The sequence below is a fragment of the Arthrobacter sp. zg-Y20 genome (genome assembly GCF_030142075.1).
GTDB lineage: Bacteria > Actinomycetota > Actinomycetes > Actinomycetales > Micrococcaceae > Arthrobacter_B.
The window spans coordinates 1,050,003-1,064,453 of the sequence record NZ_CP126241.1; the positions used below are offsets into that span (position 1 = coordinate 1,050,003).

Annotated in this window: 13 protein-coding genes; 7 read left to right on the forward strand and 6 right to left on the reverse strand. The window is 68.2% G+C overall.

Translation table 11 applies throughout. The features are described from left to right. Nucleotides 1-29: 29 nt before the first annotated feature. The 3 genes from QNO06_RS05215 to QNO06_RS05225 are packed head-to-tail and all read right to left on the reverse strand — an operon-like array spanning nt 30 to nt 3,356. Nucleotides 30-1,646, reverse strand: coding sequence for an LCP family protein (locus QNO06_RS05215; protein WP_227914099.1), 1,617 nt, complete (start codon nt 1,644-1,646; stop codon nt 30-32). Between the two features lie 9 nt (nt 1,647-1,655). Continuing rightward, nucleotides 1,656-2,186, reverse strand: coding sequence for a 5-(carboxyamino)imidazole ribonucleotide mutase (purE, locus tag QNO06_RS05220; RefSeq protein WP_227914100.1), 531 nt, complete (start codon nt 2,184-2,186; stop codon nt 1,656-1,658). A gap of 3 nt (nt 2,187-2,189) precedes the next feature. After that, entirely contained in the window at nt 2,190-3,356 is a 1,167-nt protein-coding gene (locus QNO06_RS05225; RefSeq protein ID WP_227914101.1) for a 5-(carboxyamino)imidazole ribonucleotide synthase, read from the reverse strand. Nucleotides 3,357-3,542: 186 nt separating this feature from the next. Between QNO06_RS05225 and QNO06_RS05230 the strand changes: the two genes are divergently transcribed. Next, nucleotides 3,543-4,097: a GtrA family protein gene (locus QNO06_RS05230; RefSeq protein WP_227914102.1), complete on the forward strand. Its 555-nt coding sequence runs from the start codon at nt 3,543-3,545 to the stop codon at nt 4,095-4,097. Here the strand turns inward: QNO06_RS05230 and QNO06_RS05235 are convergent. After that, nucleotides 4,075-4,803 (reverse strand): TIGR03089 family protein, encoded by a 729-nt coding sequence (locus tag QNO06_RS05235; RefSeq protein ID WP_227914103.1) that lies wholly within the window; start codon nt 4,801-4,803, stop codon nt 4,075-4,077. The two genes, QNO06_RS05230 and QNO06_RS05235, sit on opposite strands and share 23 nt — an antisense overlap. Nucleotides 4,804-5,134: 331 nt before the next feature. Here QNO06_RS05235 and QNO06_RS05240 point away from each other — a divergent pair, with 331 nt between their 5' ends. Genes QNO06_RS05240 through QNO06_RS05250 form a run of 3 tightly spaced genes read left to right on the forward strand, consistent with a single transcriptional unit; the run spans nt 5,135 to nt 10,748 of the window. Further along, nucleotides 5,135-5,674: a WhiB family transcriptional regulator gene (locus tag QNO06_RS05240; RefSeq protein ID WP_229960803.1), complete on the forward strand. Its 540-nt coding sequence runs from the start codon at nt 5,135-5,137 to the stop codon at nt 5,672-5,674. A 29-nt stretch (nt 5,675-5,703) separates the two neighbouring features. Continuing rightward, nucleotides 5,704-9,114 (forward strand): glycosyltransferase, encoded by a 3,411-nt coding sequence (locus QNO06_RS05245; protein WP_227914104.1) that lies wholly within the window; start codon nt 5,704-5,706, stop codon nt 9,112-9,114. Beyond that, a complete protein-coding gene (locus QNO06_RS05250) occupies nt 9,111-10,748 on the forward strand; it encodes a DUF5719 family protein (RefSeq protein ID WP_227914105.1) in 1,638 nt (545 codons plus the stop codon). Before QNO06_RS05245 ends, QNO06_RS05250 begins: the two co-directional genes overlap by 4 nt. 10 nt (nt 10,749-10,758) lie before the next feature. Here the strand turns inward: QNO06_RS05250 and QNO06_RS05255 are convergent, their stop codons facing one another. Next, nucleotides 10,759-11,271: a metallopeptidase family protein gene (locus QNO06_RS05255; protein WP_227914106.1), complete on the reverse strand. Its 513-nt coding sequence runs from the start codon at nt 11,269-11,271 to the stop codon at nt 10,759-10,761. Between the two features lie 149 nt (nt 11,272-11,420). On the opposite strand from QNO06_RS05255, the gene QNO06_RS05260 reads away from it, so the two are divergent. From QNO06_RS05260 to ahcY, 3 genes are all read left to right on the forward strand, one after another. Continuing rightward, nucleotides 11,421-11,810: a DUF3499 domain-containing protein gene (locus tag QNO06_RS05260; RefSeq protein WP_227914107.1), complete on the forward strand. Its 390-nt coding sequence runs from the start codon at nt 11,421-11,423 to the stop codon at nt 11,808-11,810. A gap of 92 nt (nt 11,811-11,902) precedes the next feature. Next, entirely contained in the window at nt 11,903-12,109 is a 207-nt protein-coding gene (locus QNO06_RS05265) for a Trm112 family protein (RefSeq protein ID WP_227914108.1), read from the forward strand. 16 nt (nt 12,110-12,125) lie between these two features. After that, nucleotides 12,126-13,586, forward strand: coding sequence for an adenosylhomocysteinase (gene ahcY, locus QNO06_RS05270; protein ID WP_227914109.1), 1,461 nt, complete (start codon nt 12,126-12,128; stop codon nt 13,584-13,586). 24 nt (nt 13,587-13,610) lie between these two features. Here the strand turns inward: ahcY and QNO06_RS05275 are convergent, their stop codons facing one another. Further along, nucleotides 13,611-14,411, reverse strand: coding sequence for an RDD family protein (locus QNO06_RS05275; RefSeq protein WP_227914110.1), 801 nt, complete (start codon nt 14,409-14,411; stop codon nt 13,611-13,613). Between the last annotated feature and the right edge of the window lie 40 nt (nt 14,412-14,451).

The window sequence follows — 14,451 nt, forward strand, 5'->3', positions numbered from 1 at the left end:
AGGTGAGTCGGATGCGAAGCAGTGCAGGACTAGCCCGGGCTGCACTCACCGTTGTTGTTCAGGAGCATACCGAGCGTCGCATCGTCCTGGATCTCCGCCAGGTACTGCAGGTACTCCACGGTGATTTCTTCCGTCTCCTCCTGGGGAACCTCGGTGATAGGCGTTCCGTCCGCTGCCTCGCCGTCTGTTCCGCCGGCTTCTGTGCCGGCATCCATGCCCTCTTCAGGGGCGGCCTCCTCAGCGGGTGCCTCCTCAGCAGGGGCTGCCGGTTCGGAGGTGCCGTCCAGCATGTCCTGGACCCGGGCATGGATCAGGTTGAAATCCGGGTAGGTCACGAAGTTGTCCGCTGCCGGACCGAAGTCCGGCGGGCCGATGGTCATCCGCTCCATCGTTTGTCCCTTGGCCTTCAGTGCCAGGTCCACGAAACTGCCCAGCTGGTCCTGCGGCAGGTCCGTTTCCACGATCTGCTCGCCCGCCGAGGCAATGGCCTGGAAGCGGGTCAGCAATGTAGCTGGATCCATCTGCGCCACCATGGCCTGCTGCACGCACTGCTGCCGGGATATCCGGTGGTAGTCGGTAACGAACTCCCGGGAGCGGGCATACCAGAGGGCGTGGTAGCCGTCCAGGGTCTGCGTGCCCGGGGGAATCCAGCCGTCCGGGGGATAGTGTCGGTTCGTTCCGGGAATTTCCCCGGCGGTGATCGGCACCCAGCCGCCTACGTTGACCTTGATCCCGCCCATGGCATCGACCAGGGTGGAGAAGCCGTCCATGTCCACGATCACGTAGCCCTGGACCTCCAGCCCCAGGGTGCCGCTGACTGCGTCCATCATGGCCTCGGCCCCGGGATCCTGGGAGCCGGGATACAGGTCCGCGTAGTTCTCGGTCACTGTTTGGTACAGGCTGTTGATAATGCACTCGTCGCCGCAGTCATAGCCGGTCGGGTACACATCGGACAGCGGGGAATCCGCCGGGAACTGGGCGTTTTGGAAGTTGCGCGGAATGCTGAACACCACGGTGTGGCCGCTCTTGGCGTCCACGCTGAACATGGAAATGCTGTCCGGCCGCAGTCCGGTGCGGTCCTCGCCTGCGTCGCCGCCCATCAGCAGGAAGTTGTACCGGCCGTCCACCGGGTCCAGCGACGGACCGGAGGCGAAGATGGAGTCGAAGGCATGGCGGGAGACGTTCATCAGGTACGCGCCGTAGGCAAGGCTGCCGCTGGTGGCGACCATCAGCAGGGCCAGGACGCTGGCCACCACCGGGCGGACGCCGCGCTGCAGGAGCGGAGGTCGGATGATGCGCAGCGTGTTCAGGAACAGCAGTGCCCAGCCCACGGCCAGCACCACCAGGGCCAGCATGATCAGCAGCGACGCCCAGCGGTTGGTCAAAATATTGATGAGCAGGGCCCGATTGGTCAGGGCAATGACGACGGCGGCCGCTACCAGTGCCCATGCCGTGAGGCTGACCCGCAGGGCACGCCGGCCCAGCTTCCGGTCGCCGGCAACCACCTGGGCTGCGCCGGGCAGAACCAGGGTCAGCAGCAGCAGGATGAAGGCCCGCTTGGTCCGGACCCCGTATGCGGCGCTTTGGGGATAGCGGACGGGGTCAGTGTAGGGCGTGCCTGGATCGGCTGCGTGGCGCTGGTCCATGATCTTCCCTTAGTCCGTGCCGGTCTGGGACGTGCGCAGGGCGGCGCCCTTGGCCATGGCACTCTGGCGCAGGCCAGCAGCGAATTCGATCAACTGCTGCTGCAGCCGGGCAGCAAAGGGGTCGGTGCCGGCAGCCAGCATCCGCACGGCCAGCAGGCCCGCGTTCCGGGCTCCGCCGATGGAGACCGTCGCCACCGGCACGCCGGCGGGCATCTGGACAATCGAGAGCAGCGAGTCCATTCCGTCCAGGTACTTCAGGGGTACGGGTACCCCGATGACCGGCAGCGGTGTCACTGAGGCGAGCATCCCGGGCAGGTGGGCGGCGCCGCCTGCACCGGCAATAATGATGCGTAGTCCGCGCCGGTGTGCTTCCCTGCCGTAGTCCAGCATGTCCTCGGGCATACGGTGGGCCGAGACGACGTCGGCCTCATAGGGAATCCCGAACTCGGCCAGCGCCGCCGCAGCGGCATCCATGACCGGCCAGTCGGAGTCCGAGCCCATAACGAGGCCGACCAGCGGCGGGGTAGCACGGTTGGGCATACTTCAGTTCTCCTTCAGGGGGTCGCGGCCGTCACGGATGATGGCCGCTGCCCGGCCGGCGCTGCGGCGGAGTGCGGGAAGGTCGCCAGCGGCGCCGACGGCATTAACGTGCCCGATCTTACGTCCCGGGCGCACCGATTTGCCGTAGGTATGGATCTTGACGGCGGGTTCGGCGGCCATGGCCAGGGGATAGGCAGCAAACAGATCGGGATTTGGTCCGCCCAGGAAGTTCTTCATGACCGTTGCCCCGGACAGCAGTCCGGTGGCGCCCAGCGGCAGGTCCAGAACGGCCCGCAGGTGCTGCTCGAACTGCCCGGTCAGGGAACCGTCCATGGTCCAGTGCCCGGAGTTGTGCGGACGCATGGCCAGCTCATTGACCAGGAATCCGGGGCCGCGGCCGGGGGTTTCGAAGAGTTCCGCGGCCATTACGCCAGTCACACCGAGTTCCTCGGCCAGGCGCAGCGCCGCAGCTGCGGCAGCTTCGGCTACCGCGGGATCAAGGTCCTGTGCCGGAGCGATCACTTCGTCGCACACGCCGTCCACCTGGATGGAGTGGACCACGGGCCAGGCCGTGCTCTGCCCGCCGGGGGTCCGGGCTACCAGGGCGGACAACTCACGGGTGAAGGGGACTTTCTCTTCAGCCAGCAGCGGGCCGGCACCGAACCAGTCGGCGCATTCCCGCGCTGCGGCGCCGTCGGCCACTATCCGCACGCCCTTGCCGTCATATCCGCCGCGCGGGGTTTTCAGGACCACCGGCCAGCCGATCGACTCGCCGAAGGCTGCCAGCTCCTCCACGTCGGCAACCTCGGCCCAGCGGGGGTTGGGCAGGCCCAGCCGTTCCACGGCGGCGCGCATGACCAGCTTGTCCTGGGCATGGATCAGGGCGTCGGGGCCCGGCTGGACGTTGACTCCCTTTTCCACCAGTGCCGACAGGTGCCCGCCGGGTACATGTTCGTGGTCAAAGGTCAGCACGTCGACGCCGGCGGCAAAGTCCGCGAGGACCTGCAGGTCCCGGTAATCTCCCACCGTGGCGTTTGCCACTGCCGGCACCGCCGACACATCAGGTCCCTCGGCGAGCACGCGCAGCTCAAATCCGAGTGCCGTGGCCGCTGGGGCCATCATCCGGGCGAGCTGGCCGCCACCTATCACACCGATAATTGGGAAATTCACGCCTTAAGGGTACCGAAAAGCCCTGTGCATCCTGCGCCGCCACCCCCGGATATGCCACAGTCCCGAGCAAACTCCCATAAACCGGCGGTAATATTGCTTACTTGACCGCCGCGCGTCCGCGCGTCGGGTGTAGGCAGCCGTCCGCCGTTTTTGCGGGCCCCTGTCGCGGATCGGCCTCGGAGGGTCATGTTTACATCGCTGTCATCTCGGCTTCGGGGCCTTGTTTCCCTGTTCTGGCGGGAAGTCGCCAAGTTCGGAACCGTGGGTGCCCTGGCCTTCCTCATCGACAACGGGCTGACCCTGTACCTGATGCATGGACCCATGTCCGGCAGCGAGGTCAAGGCACGCTTTGTCGGCGCCGTTGTGGCGACCATGTTCTCCTGGGTGGCCAACCGCTACTGGACGTTCCGCCGGCGCCGCAGCCAAGACAATGTGGCGCGTGAACTCGGGCTGTTCATCCTGATCAACGGCGTGGGCATCCTGATCTCCACCGGCTTCACCTGGGTTGCCCGCTATCCCATGGGGATAGAGGACAAGAACCTGTTGTTCCTGGCTGGTGTGATCGGCATTGGAGTGGCCACCGTCCTGCGGTTCTTTGCCTACCGTTTCTGGGTCTTTAACGCCGAATTGGATGACGAGCCCGGTTTCGAGCAGGACTACGAGCTGCTGGATGATCCCGCAGCCCCGCGCGAAGATCCGGCGCCCCGGACCGGGGCTATCAGGCCTCCAACCGCTTCGTAACCCGCTCCGAGGCCAGGACCTTCTCGCCCGGATCAACGCCTTCGCCGGTGAGGACCAGCGCGCCGCCGGAAGCCCAGGTCTGCAGGGCGGCCTCAAGCACCAGCGGGAGGTCCGCGGAGGCTGCCAGAAGGACGCCGGGTGTTCCGGCGGGTTCGCCGCCGGCAGGCAGTGCACTGTAGGGGACCGTTCCCTGCAGCAGGGCTGCCGACGTGCCGCCGTGGACCTCCAGTGCAGGCACTGAGGCGTCCGGCGCCGGCCCCTCGATGTAGGTATCAGCATACGAACGTACCTCCGCGGCATAGTCGACGACGCCGGGGGCCAGGTCTGCCGGGTAGGCCAGGTCAAGGGCGCCCAGCGCCACCGCCACCACGGTCCCCGGGCCCGTGGACTGCGCCGAGGCGGTAACCGTGACATCAGCTGCCGCGGAGCTGCCCTCGGGATCCCACACCACCGTGCAGCCGGTCTGCCAGCCGGCCAGGACCCAGACCAGGGTCTTCCAATGAACGGGCAAATCGAGCCGCAGCCTCAGCCCGGGTTCGGCGTCGAGTTCGTCCACGAGGAAGTTGGCGGTCTTGGCAACCCAGTTGTCCAGCACCTTCCCCGACAGCTCGATCCGTTCCCCTCCGCGGCCGTACCAAATCAGGGCGGGGGAAGTGGCCTGCTGCGTGCGCAGGCCCGAAAGCAGGGCGGATGCCGGCGTGCTCATTATCAAGTGCTCTCTTTCGTAGGTCCTGCCGATCCGTGCGGTGCGGACCGGCTCCGGTGCGGTACCGGCGGGTGGCGCGGGAAATTCATTCCCACTGCCGCAGCGCTTCTGTAAAGTGCGACGCGCCCGGAAAATGGAGCAGATCCCGGGCGTGGCGTTCCTCGCATCCGCTCAATGAACTCTATAAGATGCCTGAACAGCTTGACGGAGTCGTATTACACGCGTGTAATTAGGTATCGGATTTGTTCCAGCCACATGGAGGACCCGCAGGCCCAGTGCCTGCGGCTCCACCACACAGCCGCCGCTGGGGCAGTAACACCGGGAGGACTCCATGGGGCAAGCAGAAGAATCGCAGGACAGTACCGTCATTGCTGAGCAGGCCACCGCCAGCTACGGTTCACGGGGCGTCCCCGTTGACTGGTACGTGGATCCCGCTGATCCGGCTGCTGCCGAGCGGTACCGGCGGGATACTGCCGGTTCGATTGAGGACCAGGCCACTGCCTTCCTCGCTGCCCACCAGGCGCTGGCTGAAGCCCCGGAGGAAGAGGAAACCGTCCTCGACCCGCCGGTCTCATTGTTCCCCGCGGCACCTGAAACCCGGCCCGTCTGGATCGGGCTTCCCGGCCTCGGCCAAGACTACGCGGACGAGGGCGAGCTTGGCTGGCAGGCGGACGCACTGTGCGCCCAGACCGATCCAGAGGCGTTCTTCCCCGAAAAGGGCGGGTCCACCCGCGACGCGAAGAAGGTCTGCGCCGCATGCAATGTCCGGTCACAGTGCCTGGAATACGCACTGGCCAACGATGAGCGGTTCGGCATCTGGGGCGGTCTGTCCGAGCGTGAACGCCGCCGGCTTCGGAAGCAGGCAGTCTAATTCTTTCGCACGTCCATGTTTGTGCTGTTGTGGTTTCGCACAACGGCGCCCGGTTCCTTCCCGAGACACTATCCGCACTGACGGCACAGAGCAGGCCGGCAGATTTCTGCATCGGCGTTGACGCCGGCTCCACCGATGCAAGCGCTTCCCTGCTGCAGCTGGGCCTCCCCGTGGGCAGCCCAGTCATCGCCGCTCCCGCGCGCGGCGGGTTCGGCGCCGCGGTGAAAGCAGGGCTGGCCGAGCTCCCCAAGCGGGGCGGGGCCGACCGTGATCCGGCCAGTGAATGGATCTGGCTGCTCCACGATGATTCAGCACCCGCCCCCGGGGCGCTGGAGGAACTGCTCCTGGCCGTGGAGCGGGCGCCGTCGGTCACAATTGCGGGCGCCAAGCAGGTGCATTGGGATAACGAACGCCGCCTCATGGACGTGGGGATCAGCGTCAACCGCTGGGCCGAACGGCTCACCTTGATCGACGCCGACGAACTGGACCAGGGCCAATACGATTCGCGCAGCGATATCTTTGCCGTTAACTCGGCCGGTATGCTCATCCGCCGGGACGCCTGGGACCAACTGGGCGGATTCGACCCTGCCCTGCCCGGCAGCGGCGATGACATTGACCTTTGCTGGCGGAACAGGCTGGCCGGAAACCGCGTGGTGGTGGTTCCCGCCGCCGGAGTCCGCCATGCCGGCGACCGCCCCAACCCGGCGGCATCGGAAGCTGCCGCGCGCAGGGCCGAGATCTTCCTCCGGCTCAAGCACGCGCCGCTGTGGCAGGTGCCCTTCCTCGCCGTGGGGGCTGTCCTTGGCGGCATTGGCCGGTTCTTCCTGGGCATGCTGGCCAAGGATCCCGGATACGCCGCGGCGTCGCTGGTCACAAGCGTTGCCGCCGTCTGCCGCCCCTTGGATCTTTACCGTTCCCGCCGGCGTGCAGCCTCAACGAGGACACGCCCCCGCAACGCCGTGAACGCCCTGCGCAGCACCGGCAGGGAAGTGCGCGAACACCGCCGGACCCTGACCGAGGCACATACCGGTCCAAACGGTCCAGGCGGGGAAGAATACGTCCCCTCCGGTGACGCCAGTGATGACTTTGCCGCCCTTGAAGGATCCGGCCGCAGCTGGGTCGGCCTCGGCGCTCTGGCCGGGGCCCTGCTGCTGGCCGCAGCTTCCCTCACGGGCCTGCACCGCCTGATTGGCGTACCAGCTGCTTCCGGCGGCGCCCTCCTGCCCTTGGGCCCGGGGGTGGCTGGAATATGGGATGCGGCCACCGGATGGTGGGCACAGGCGGGCTCCGGTTACCCCGCCCACGGAGATCCTTTCGGGTTTGTGCTGTCCCTGCTGGCCATGGCCGGATTCGGCAACGGGAACACCGCCGTGCTCGTCCTGCTGATGCTCGCCCTGCCCCTGGCCGGGCTGAGTGCCTGGTTCGCGGCAGGGGTCTTTACTCAACATCGCGGCCTGCGGTTCTGGGCAGCTGTCTTCTGGGCCGCCGTACCCGCGTTCCAAACGGCCCTGGGCAGCGGACGGCTGGGCAGCATGATCGCCCACATCCTGCTTCCACTCACGGTCCTCGCCATTGCGCGTGCGGTGGGTGCCGGCAAGCCGGCGCCTGGCGCCGGCGCCGGGCGGGCAGCGTCCTGGACGGCAGCTGCCGCCGCCGGGCTGCTCCTGGCGGTCCTTACCGCAGCTGCGCCGATTCTCTTTGTCCTTGCGGTGGCCGCGGTCCTGATCCTGACGCTTGCCCTGCGCCGCCGTGCCCGGACCCTCTGGTGGTCCCTGCTCCCGCCTGCCGCGCTCCTGCTGCCGCAGGTACTGTCCGCCGCACCGGACCATCTGCGCGCTGTCCTGGCGGACCCCGGAGTCCCGCTGGCCTTTGACCGTTCCGAACCGTGGCAGCAGCTGCTGGGTTACCCCGTGGCGTTTACCGTTGACGGCACCCTTTCCGGCCTGCTCCCGCAGGGTCCGTGGAACCTGGTCCTGGCACTGCTGATCGGCGCGCCCGTGGTGGTGCTGGCCGCTCTCGGACTGTTCCGGACGAGGACGGCCCGGCTCGCCCGGCTGGCCTGGATCCTGGCTGTCACCTCACTGGCGGTTAACGCCGCGGCGTCCTACTTGGGTACGGCCGCCACTGCTGATTCCGTGGTCACCGCGTTCGCCGGCCCCCTGGTTTCAGCGACCGTGCTGCTGCTCCTGGGCGCCGCGCTGGCCTGCGCCGCGGATGTGCTGCCCGGTAGCCCCGCGCCGGTGCACGCGCGCCGGCCGCCGCGCAGCAGGCGTTCCCTTGCCGTGGTCCTCGGGCTTGTCCTGGCCGCCGGACCCGCCGCCAGCCTTGCCCTGTGGGCGGTCCCGCAGTTCACCGGCAATGGATTCCCCGGCACCGCCGCCAACGGCGGTCCAAACGACGCCGGCATCCTGCCGGGACTGGAAACCGCCGTGCAGGGCGCCCCCGCACGAACCCTCCCAGCCACGGCAGCCGATGCCGGCTACGGAGACGCCCAGTCCCGCAGCCTGGTCCTGCACGCCGACGCCGACGGGAATGTCACCGCCGTCCTTATGCGCGGCGGAGGCACCACACTGGAACAGCTCTCCACCGTTTCTGCCGCCCGCGGACTGGAAGGCGTTCCCGGCACGCCGGGCGCCGACGATCCGGCCACCGCGGACCTGCGCCGGGCCGTTGCGGTAATCACCGCCGGCACGGGAGTTGATCCGCGGGCTGAACTTGCCCGGCTCGGCGTGGCATTCGTGGTCCTGCAGGAGTCCGATACCGCAGCTGAGCTGCTGGCCGGCCGGATGGATTCCGTGCCCGGCCTGGCCGCCGTCGGCCAGACCGGCGCGGGCTGGCTGTGGCGCGTGACCGAGCCGCTCAACGATGCCGGGACCGAAACACAGTCGGGGCTGGGTGCGCGGGTGCGGATCCTGAACGCCGACGGCAGCACGGCAGCAGCTGTGCCCTCACATACTGAAGAGGTGCGCACCACCCTCGAGGCCGGTGTGCAGGGGCGCACACTTGTCCTGGCCGAACGCGCCGATGACGGCTGGCAGGCCACCCTGGACGGCCGTCCACTTGCGGCAACGGAGGGGGGCTGGGAACAGGCTTTTGAACTTCCGGCCGACGGCGGGGAACTGGTTGTTGCCTACCGCTCGCCCTGGGAGCCCTGGGTCGAGGCCTTGCAGGTGCTGGTCATTGGCCTGACCGTGCTGCTGGCACTGCCTACTCCGGGTGCCGGCAGGACAATCCGGCTGCCGGGCAAACGCCACGCGGGTGCCGATGCTGCGGACAGCACCGCCGCGGGCAGCAGCGAAACGGATGCCGCCGGACCGGACGGGCCGGCCGCGGCCGCCCCCGCTGAAGTTCCGGCGCAGGACGGCGCTTCGCCTTCCCCTGTCCGCACCGGTGCCGGCAGCGGGCCCGAAAACCGGACCCGGGAGGGGAACCAGCCATGAGCGAAACGAAGTCCAGCCCTGAAGGCCAGCCCACCGCACGCGATCAGACCGTGAAGGAACGGCGGCGGAAGACCGCTCCCGCGCGGCCTTCCCGGGCACGGGCAGCGGGCCGCTGGTCCGGCGGAGTCCTGCTGCTGGCCTGTGCCGGAGCGTTTGTGGCCGGTTCCAGCCTGGCCGGTACCGGTACAGCCGGCCGCGCCGTGGACGTACCGTACGCGGAGGTGCCGGCCGGGCCGCTGACCGGGGTATGCCCGGAACCCCTGCGGCTGCTCTCGGGCAACGTGGCCGGCACCGATGCCGAATTCAGTGCCGAGTCCTCGTCCGCACGCAGCGTGGTTAACGCCGTCGTCCTTCCGGCAGCAGGCAACCCGCTGCCCGCCGCGTCTTTGGCGTCCGTCAAGGACGGCTCCGTACTGCTGCGCATGGGCGGAGGAACTCAGGTGCCGCTGGCCGGCACCCGGACTGCCGGCGTCGCCCGGGACCAGCAGGTCTCGGCGGCAACCGTACTCAGCGCCGATCCCAAGGGAGCCCTGCAGCCGACCGCCGGGGCAGCCATGACTTATGCCGCCACCGACGGCGACCTGTCCGGCCTGGCCGCCGCCAACTGCCAGCCACCGGCCAACGACCAGTGGCTGGTGGGTGCCCGGACAACTGTGGGGGCAACCGCCGTGCTGCAGCTGACCAACGCCTCGCAGACGGCCGCGGCGGTGGACCTGGAACTTTACGGTCCGGCGGGTCCGCTGGACGGGCCCGGGACGCGCGGCATTTCCGTTGCTCCCGGGCAGACCCGTTCGGTGGTCCTGGCCGGGCTGGCCGCGAACCAGGAGGCGCTGGCGGTCCGGGTCCGCAGCTCCGGCGGGCCTGTCTCGGCAGTGATCTCGCAGAGCCTGCTGCGCGGCCTGACCCCGGGCGGGGTGGAACTGATCCAGCCGACAACGGCGCCGCGGCCCAACCAGGTGGTCGGCGGCGTCTTCATCCAAAACCCGGAGGCAACCCGAAAGCTCGCAGCCGTCGACGGGTACGCGTCCGTGACTCCCTCCCTGCAGGTGGCCGTGCCAGGGGCAACAGACGCCGTGGTCAACGTGCGCGTTTTCTCAGCGGCCGGCGAAGTGAACCTTGAAGGCGGGGGCAGTTACAACGCCGCAGCCGGGACGGTGACCAAGCTGCCGTTGGATTCGCTGCCCGAGGGAACCTACACGCTGGACATTTCCTCCGACGTTTCCGTGGTGGCGGCCGCCGTCGTCACCCGCGGCACCGATGCCGGTGCAGGCACCGACCTGGCCGTGGCCAGTGCAGGGGAGCGGGTCGGCAGCGAGCACCTGGCCGTGCTGGCCTCGGCCAACACGGTTCTGTCCTTCGCTGCCCCCGCGGGAGCCGCGGAGCTCAGCCTCGCCGCCGTATCGGCGGACGGGTCGCTGCAGGCGGAAAAGATCCTGCCGTTGTCCGCAGGGTCCACCACGGCGGTCCTTCCGGCCGATCTGGGCACCTCGCCCGTCGCGGTCCTGGTCCGCGCCACCGGCGCACCGGTATACGGAGCGCAGGTGGTGACCGAAGGGGACAGGGGCCTCAGCGTGCTGGTCCTGCCCAAGGGCAATGCAGGCGCAAACAGGGTCCAGGTGGGCGTGGGGAACTAATCCGGCCGGGCTACAGCGGACGGAACCTGCCGTAGGCCGGATCCACGGTTTCCGGGTCCATGCCCATCAGCCCGGCAAGCTGTTCCACGATCACGTCATGGACCAGTTCGCTGACCGGAACCAGTCCCCGGGCCGAGGTTTCCACGGCGTGCCGGTAAATGGTGATGACCGCCGGGCGGCCGGGCGCGGACGCGGTGGCCGCGCCCAGCGGGATGGGTCCGCCCTCGCGGGCCAGATCCTCCAGCCGGGGAGGGATTTCCGTAACCACGAACTGGTAGCTCTGGATCCGCTCGCCCCACAGCCGTTCCAGGCGCTGTGCGGATTCCAGGACCCACTCGTCGAACCGCTCGGAGCGGGTACGTGCTCCGGCCAGATGCGGCGGAATCAGGTCCCCGCGCAGCCCGCGGCCGTGCCGGTTGCGGCGGCGCTGCCGGAAGGAGCGGACCCAGTAGCCGGACGAGGACACAGCAGCCGAACCCGACTCATCATCGAGGCTCACCCGCAGCGAAGATCCCATGGACATGTAAGAACTCTAACCGCTGCCCCCGGGTGCCGGGACCCCGTCGCCGGGGGCAATAACAGCGGGCATCCGGCCGCCGGCTGCTCCCCGGCCCCGTAGGGGCCCGGCGCGCCTGCACCGTCGTCGCCGGGGAGCGGGTAAAGTGGTCCTCCGTGGAATCCTTACGTCAGTGCTCCAGATCAGCATGCCGCCAGCCGGCGGTTGCAACCCTGACATACGTCTACGCCGATTCCACTGCAGTGCTGGGGCCGCTCGCAACGTACGCCGAGCCCCATTGTTACGATTTGTGTGCCGGCCATTCCGCCCGCCTCACCGCCCCCATGGGATGGGAGCTGGTCCGGCTGAACCTGGACGGACAGTCCCGGACACCGACCAGCGACGAACTGTCGGCCCTTGTGGACGCCGTACGGGAGCGGTTCGCCGAGACCCCGGCGGAGGACGACGATGAGCCCAAGCGCAGCGGCAAGCATGCGTTGGAGCCGCCCGCTGACGTCCCCGGGTCGCGCCGCGCGCACCTGCGGGTCCTGCGCGAACAGAACTAGCTCCTGCGCCGGGGCCAGGGGTTAGGCTTGGCTGTGATGCGCCGCCAGCCGCGGCACCTGACGTGTTCTGACTTGTGAGGAAGTGCCGTCCCATGGCCACACTATCTGCCGGACTGCTAACGGTCCTGCGTTGCCCCGTTACCGGTTCCCGCCTTGTGCAGGAGGGCGACGAACTGCTCTCCACTGCCCCTGACACCTCCGGGGCCCGGGTACGCTACCGGCTGGAGGAGGGCATTCCCGTGATGTTGAAGCCGTCCGCCACCGGCGGCACCGGTCCCGTTCCTGCAGCAACGGATTAGGGGAGCGGGCGGAAGCATGGATTTCAAAGTCGCCGACCTGTCCCTGGCAGAAGCTGGACGCCACCAGATCCGCCTGGCCGAACACGAGATGCCCGGGCTGATGGCGCTGCGCCGCGAATACGGTCCCGGCCAGCCGCTGGCCGGAGCACGCATTGCAGGATCCCTGCACATGACGGTGCAGACCGCTGTGCTGATCGAGACCCTCACGGCCCTGGGGGCCGAAGTGCGCTGGGCGTCCTGCAACATCTTCTCCACCCAGGACGAAGCCGCCGCCGCAGTAGTGGTGGGGGAGGGTACCCCGGACAACCCGGCAGGGGTGCCGGTATTCGCCTGGAAGAACGAATCGCTTGAGGACTACTGGTGGACAGCGGAACAGATCCTCACCTGGCCAGAGGGCTCCGGCGGACCGAACATGATCCTGGACGACGGCGGTGACGCGACGCTGCTGCTGCACAAGGGAGTGGAGTTCGAAGCAGCCGGGTTCGTGCCGGAGAATCCGCAGGCGGACGATGACGGCTACTCCTACGAGTTCACGGTCATTTTGGACCGGCTGCGCCGCAGCCTCGCCGAGCACCCCGGCAAATGGACCGCAATCGCCAAGGGTATCCGCGGCGTCACCGAAGAAACCACCACCGGTGTCCTGCGGCTGTACCAGCTTGCAGCCGAAGGCAAACTGCTGTTCCCGGCCATCAACGTCAACGACTCCGTCACCAAATCCAAGTTCGACAACAAGTACGGCATCCGGCACTCGCTGCCGGACGGGCTGAACCGGGCCACGGACACGCTGATCGGCGGCAAGGTCGCCGTTGTCTGCGGCTACGGCGACGTCGGGAAAGGCGCCGCGGAAGCACTGCGCGGCCAGGGCGCGCGCGTCATCGTGACGGAAATCGACCCCATCTGCGCCCTGCAGGCGGCCATGGACGGCTACCAGGTGGCCCGGCTGGAATCCGTGCTGGACCAAGGCGACATCTTCATCACCACCACGGGCAACAAGGACATCATCATGGCCCGGCACATGGCTGCCATGAAGCACCAGGCCATTGTGGGCAACGTGGGCCACTTCGACAACGAGATCGACATGGCCGGGCTGGCCCGGGTCCCGGGTATCCGCAAGGTCGAAATCAAGCCGCAGGTACATGAATGGGTCTTCGATGAAGGCACGGACGAACAGCGCAGCATCATCGTGCTCTCCGAAGGCCGGCTGCTGAACCTGGGCAACGCCACCGGCCACCCCTCGTTTGTGATGAGCAATTCCTTCGCCAACCAGACCATTGCCCAGGTTGAGCTCTTCACCCGCCACGGCGACGGGACCTATGCCAACCAGGTGTACGTGCTGCCCAAAGTCCTGGACGAGAAAGTGGCCCGCCTGCACCTGTCCGCCCTCGGCGTCGAGCTGACTGAGCTCACCAAAAGCCAGGCCGACTACCTGGGCGTGGATGTCGCAGGTCCCTTCAAACCGGACCATTACCGGTACTGAACCGGAGCCGGTGACGGCCGGGGCCTAACGGCTGAACGGCGTCCGGTGCAGCCGTGCGGCCAGCACTGCAGCGGATCCGCGGGCCCGGTGCAGACGTACAAAGTCCCGATCCCGCCGCTCTCCGGTCACGGCCCGCAGGTACGCCTCGGGGTGGGTGCCCATGGGTGGCTGCGGCGACACGTAAGGCACCGTTTCCGCTGCCAGTTCGGCGGCAAGCGCGGTCCTGGCGGGCCCGGACATCCCGCCGGTCTGCGCCAGGAACCGGGAGATCCGGAAGGACAGGGGATCGGGGAGCCGGCCAAGGTCGGCCAAACGCGCCCACCCGGCAAGTTCGGGCGGGGTCAGCACCGGAGGCGGTGCGGCGGCCGGGAGCCGCTCCTGCAAGGCATAGGTTCCGGCCAGCACGTCGCCGAGCCGTTTGGACTTGTCATTGAAGACGGCCACGAAAACCGCCAGGGCACCGGAGAGCGTATAGATTTCCAGCACGGCCGTGACCGACCGGATGATGGCGTGCCGGAACCGGACCGCACCGCCGTCGTCGCGCACTATGCGCAGCCCCAGGGCCAGCCGCCCCAGCGATTTGCCGCGGCTGGCCGCTTCGACGACGGCTGGAGCCACAACGAACACGAGCACCACGGACCCCACCAGAAGTGCCTGGAAGAGGGATTCATCCGCGTTGGCGGCAATCCCGCCGAGCGCCAGCACAAGGAGCACAAATACCACGACGGAGGCGGCAACGTCGATGAGGGCACTAAGCATCCGGGGCGCGAAACCGGCAGGGCGGAGCTCCAGGACCACTGCCTCGCCGGTAACAATGCTGCTCACGCGTGTGCCTCCTCCAAAGCCGTTGGTGAGCTCCACTGTA

Excerpts from the sequence above, each read along its gene's own strand:
- QNO06_RS05255 (WP_227914106.1), bottom strand. The coding sequence starts at position 11,271 with ATGTCCATGGGATCTTCGCTGCGGGTGAGCCTCGATGATGAGTCGGGT.
- QNO06_RS05235 (WP_227914103.1), bottom strand. The coding sequence starts at position 4,803 with ATGAGCACGCCGGCATCCGCCCTGCTTTCGGGCCTGCGCACGCAGCAG.
- QNO06_RS05265 (WP_227914108.1), top strand. The coding sequence starts at position 11,903 with ATGGCCACACTATCTGCCGGACTGCTAACGGTCCTGCGTTGCCCCGTT.
- ahcY (WP_227914109.1), top strand. The coding sequence starts at position 12,126 with ATGGATTTCAAAGTCGCCGACCTGTCCCTGGCAGAAGCTGGACGCCAC.
- QNO06_RS05250 (WP_227914105.1), top strand. The coding sequence starts at position 9,111 with ATGAGCGAAACGAAGTCCAGCCCTGAAGGCCAGCCCACCGCACGCGAT.
- QNO06_RS05240 (WP_229960803.1), top strand. The coding sequence starts at position 5,135 with ATGGGGCAAGCAGAAGAATCGCAGGACAGTACCGTCATTGCTGAGCAG.
- QNO06_RS05230 (WP_227914102.1), top strand. The coding sequence starts at position 3,543 with ATGTTTACATCGCTGTCATCTCGGCTTCGGGGCCTTGTTTCCCTGTTC.
- QNO06_RS05215 (WP_227914099.1), bottom strand. The coding sequence starts at position 1,646 with ATGGACCAGCGCCACGCAGCCGATCCAGGCACGCCCTACACTGACCCC.
- purE (WP_227914100.1), bottom strand. The coding sequence starts at position 2,186 with ATGCCCAACCGTGCTACCCCGCCGCTGGTCGGCCTCGTTATGGGCTCG.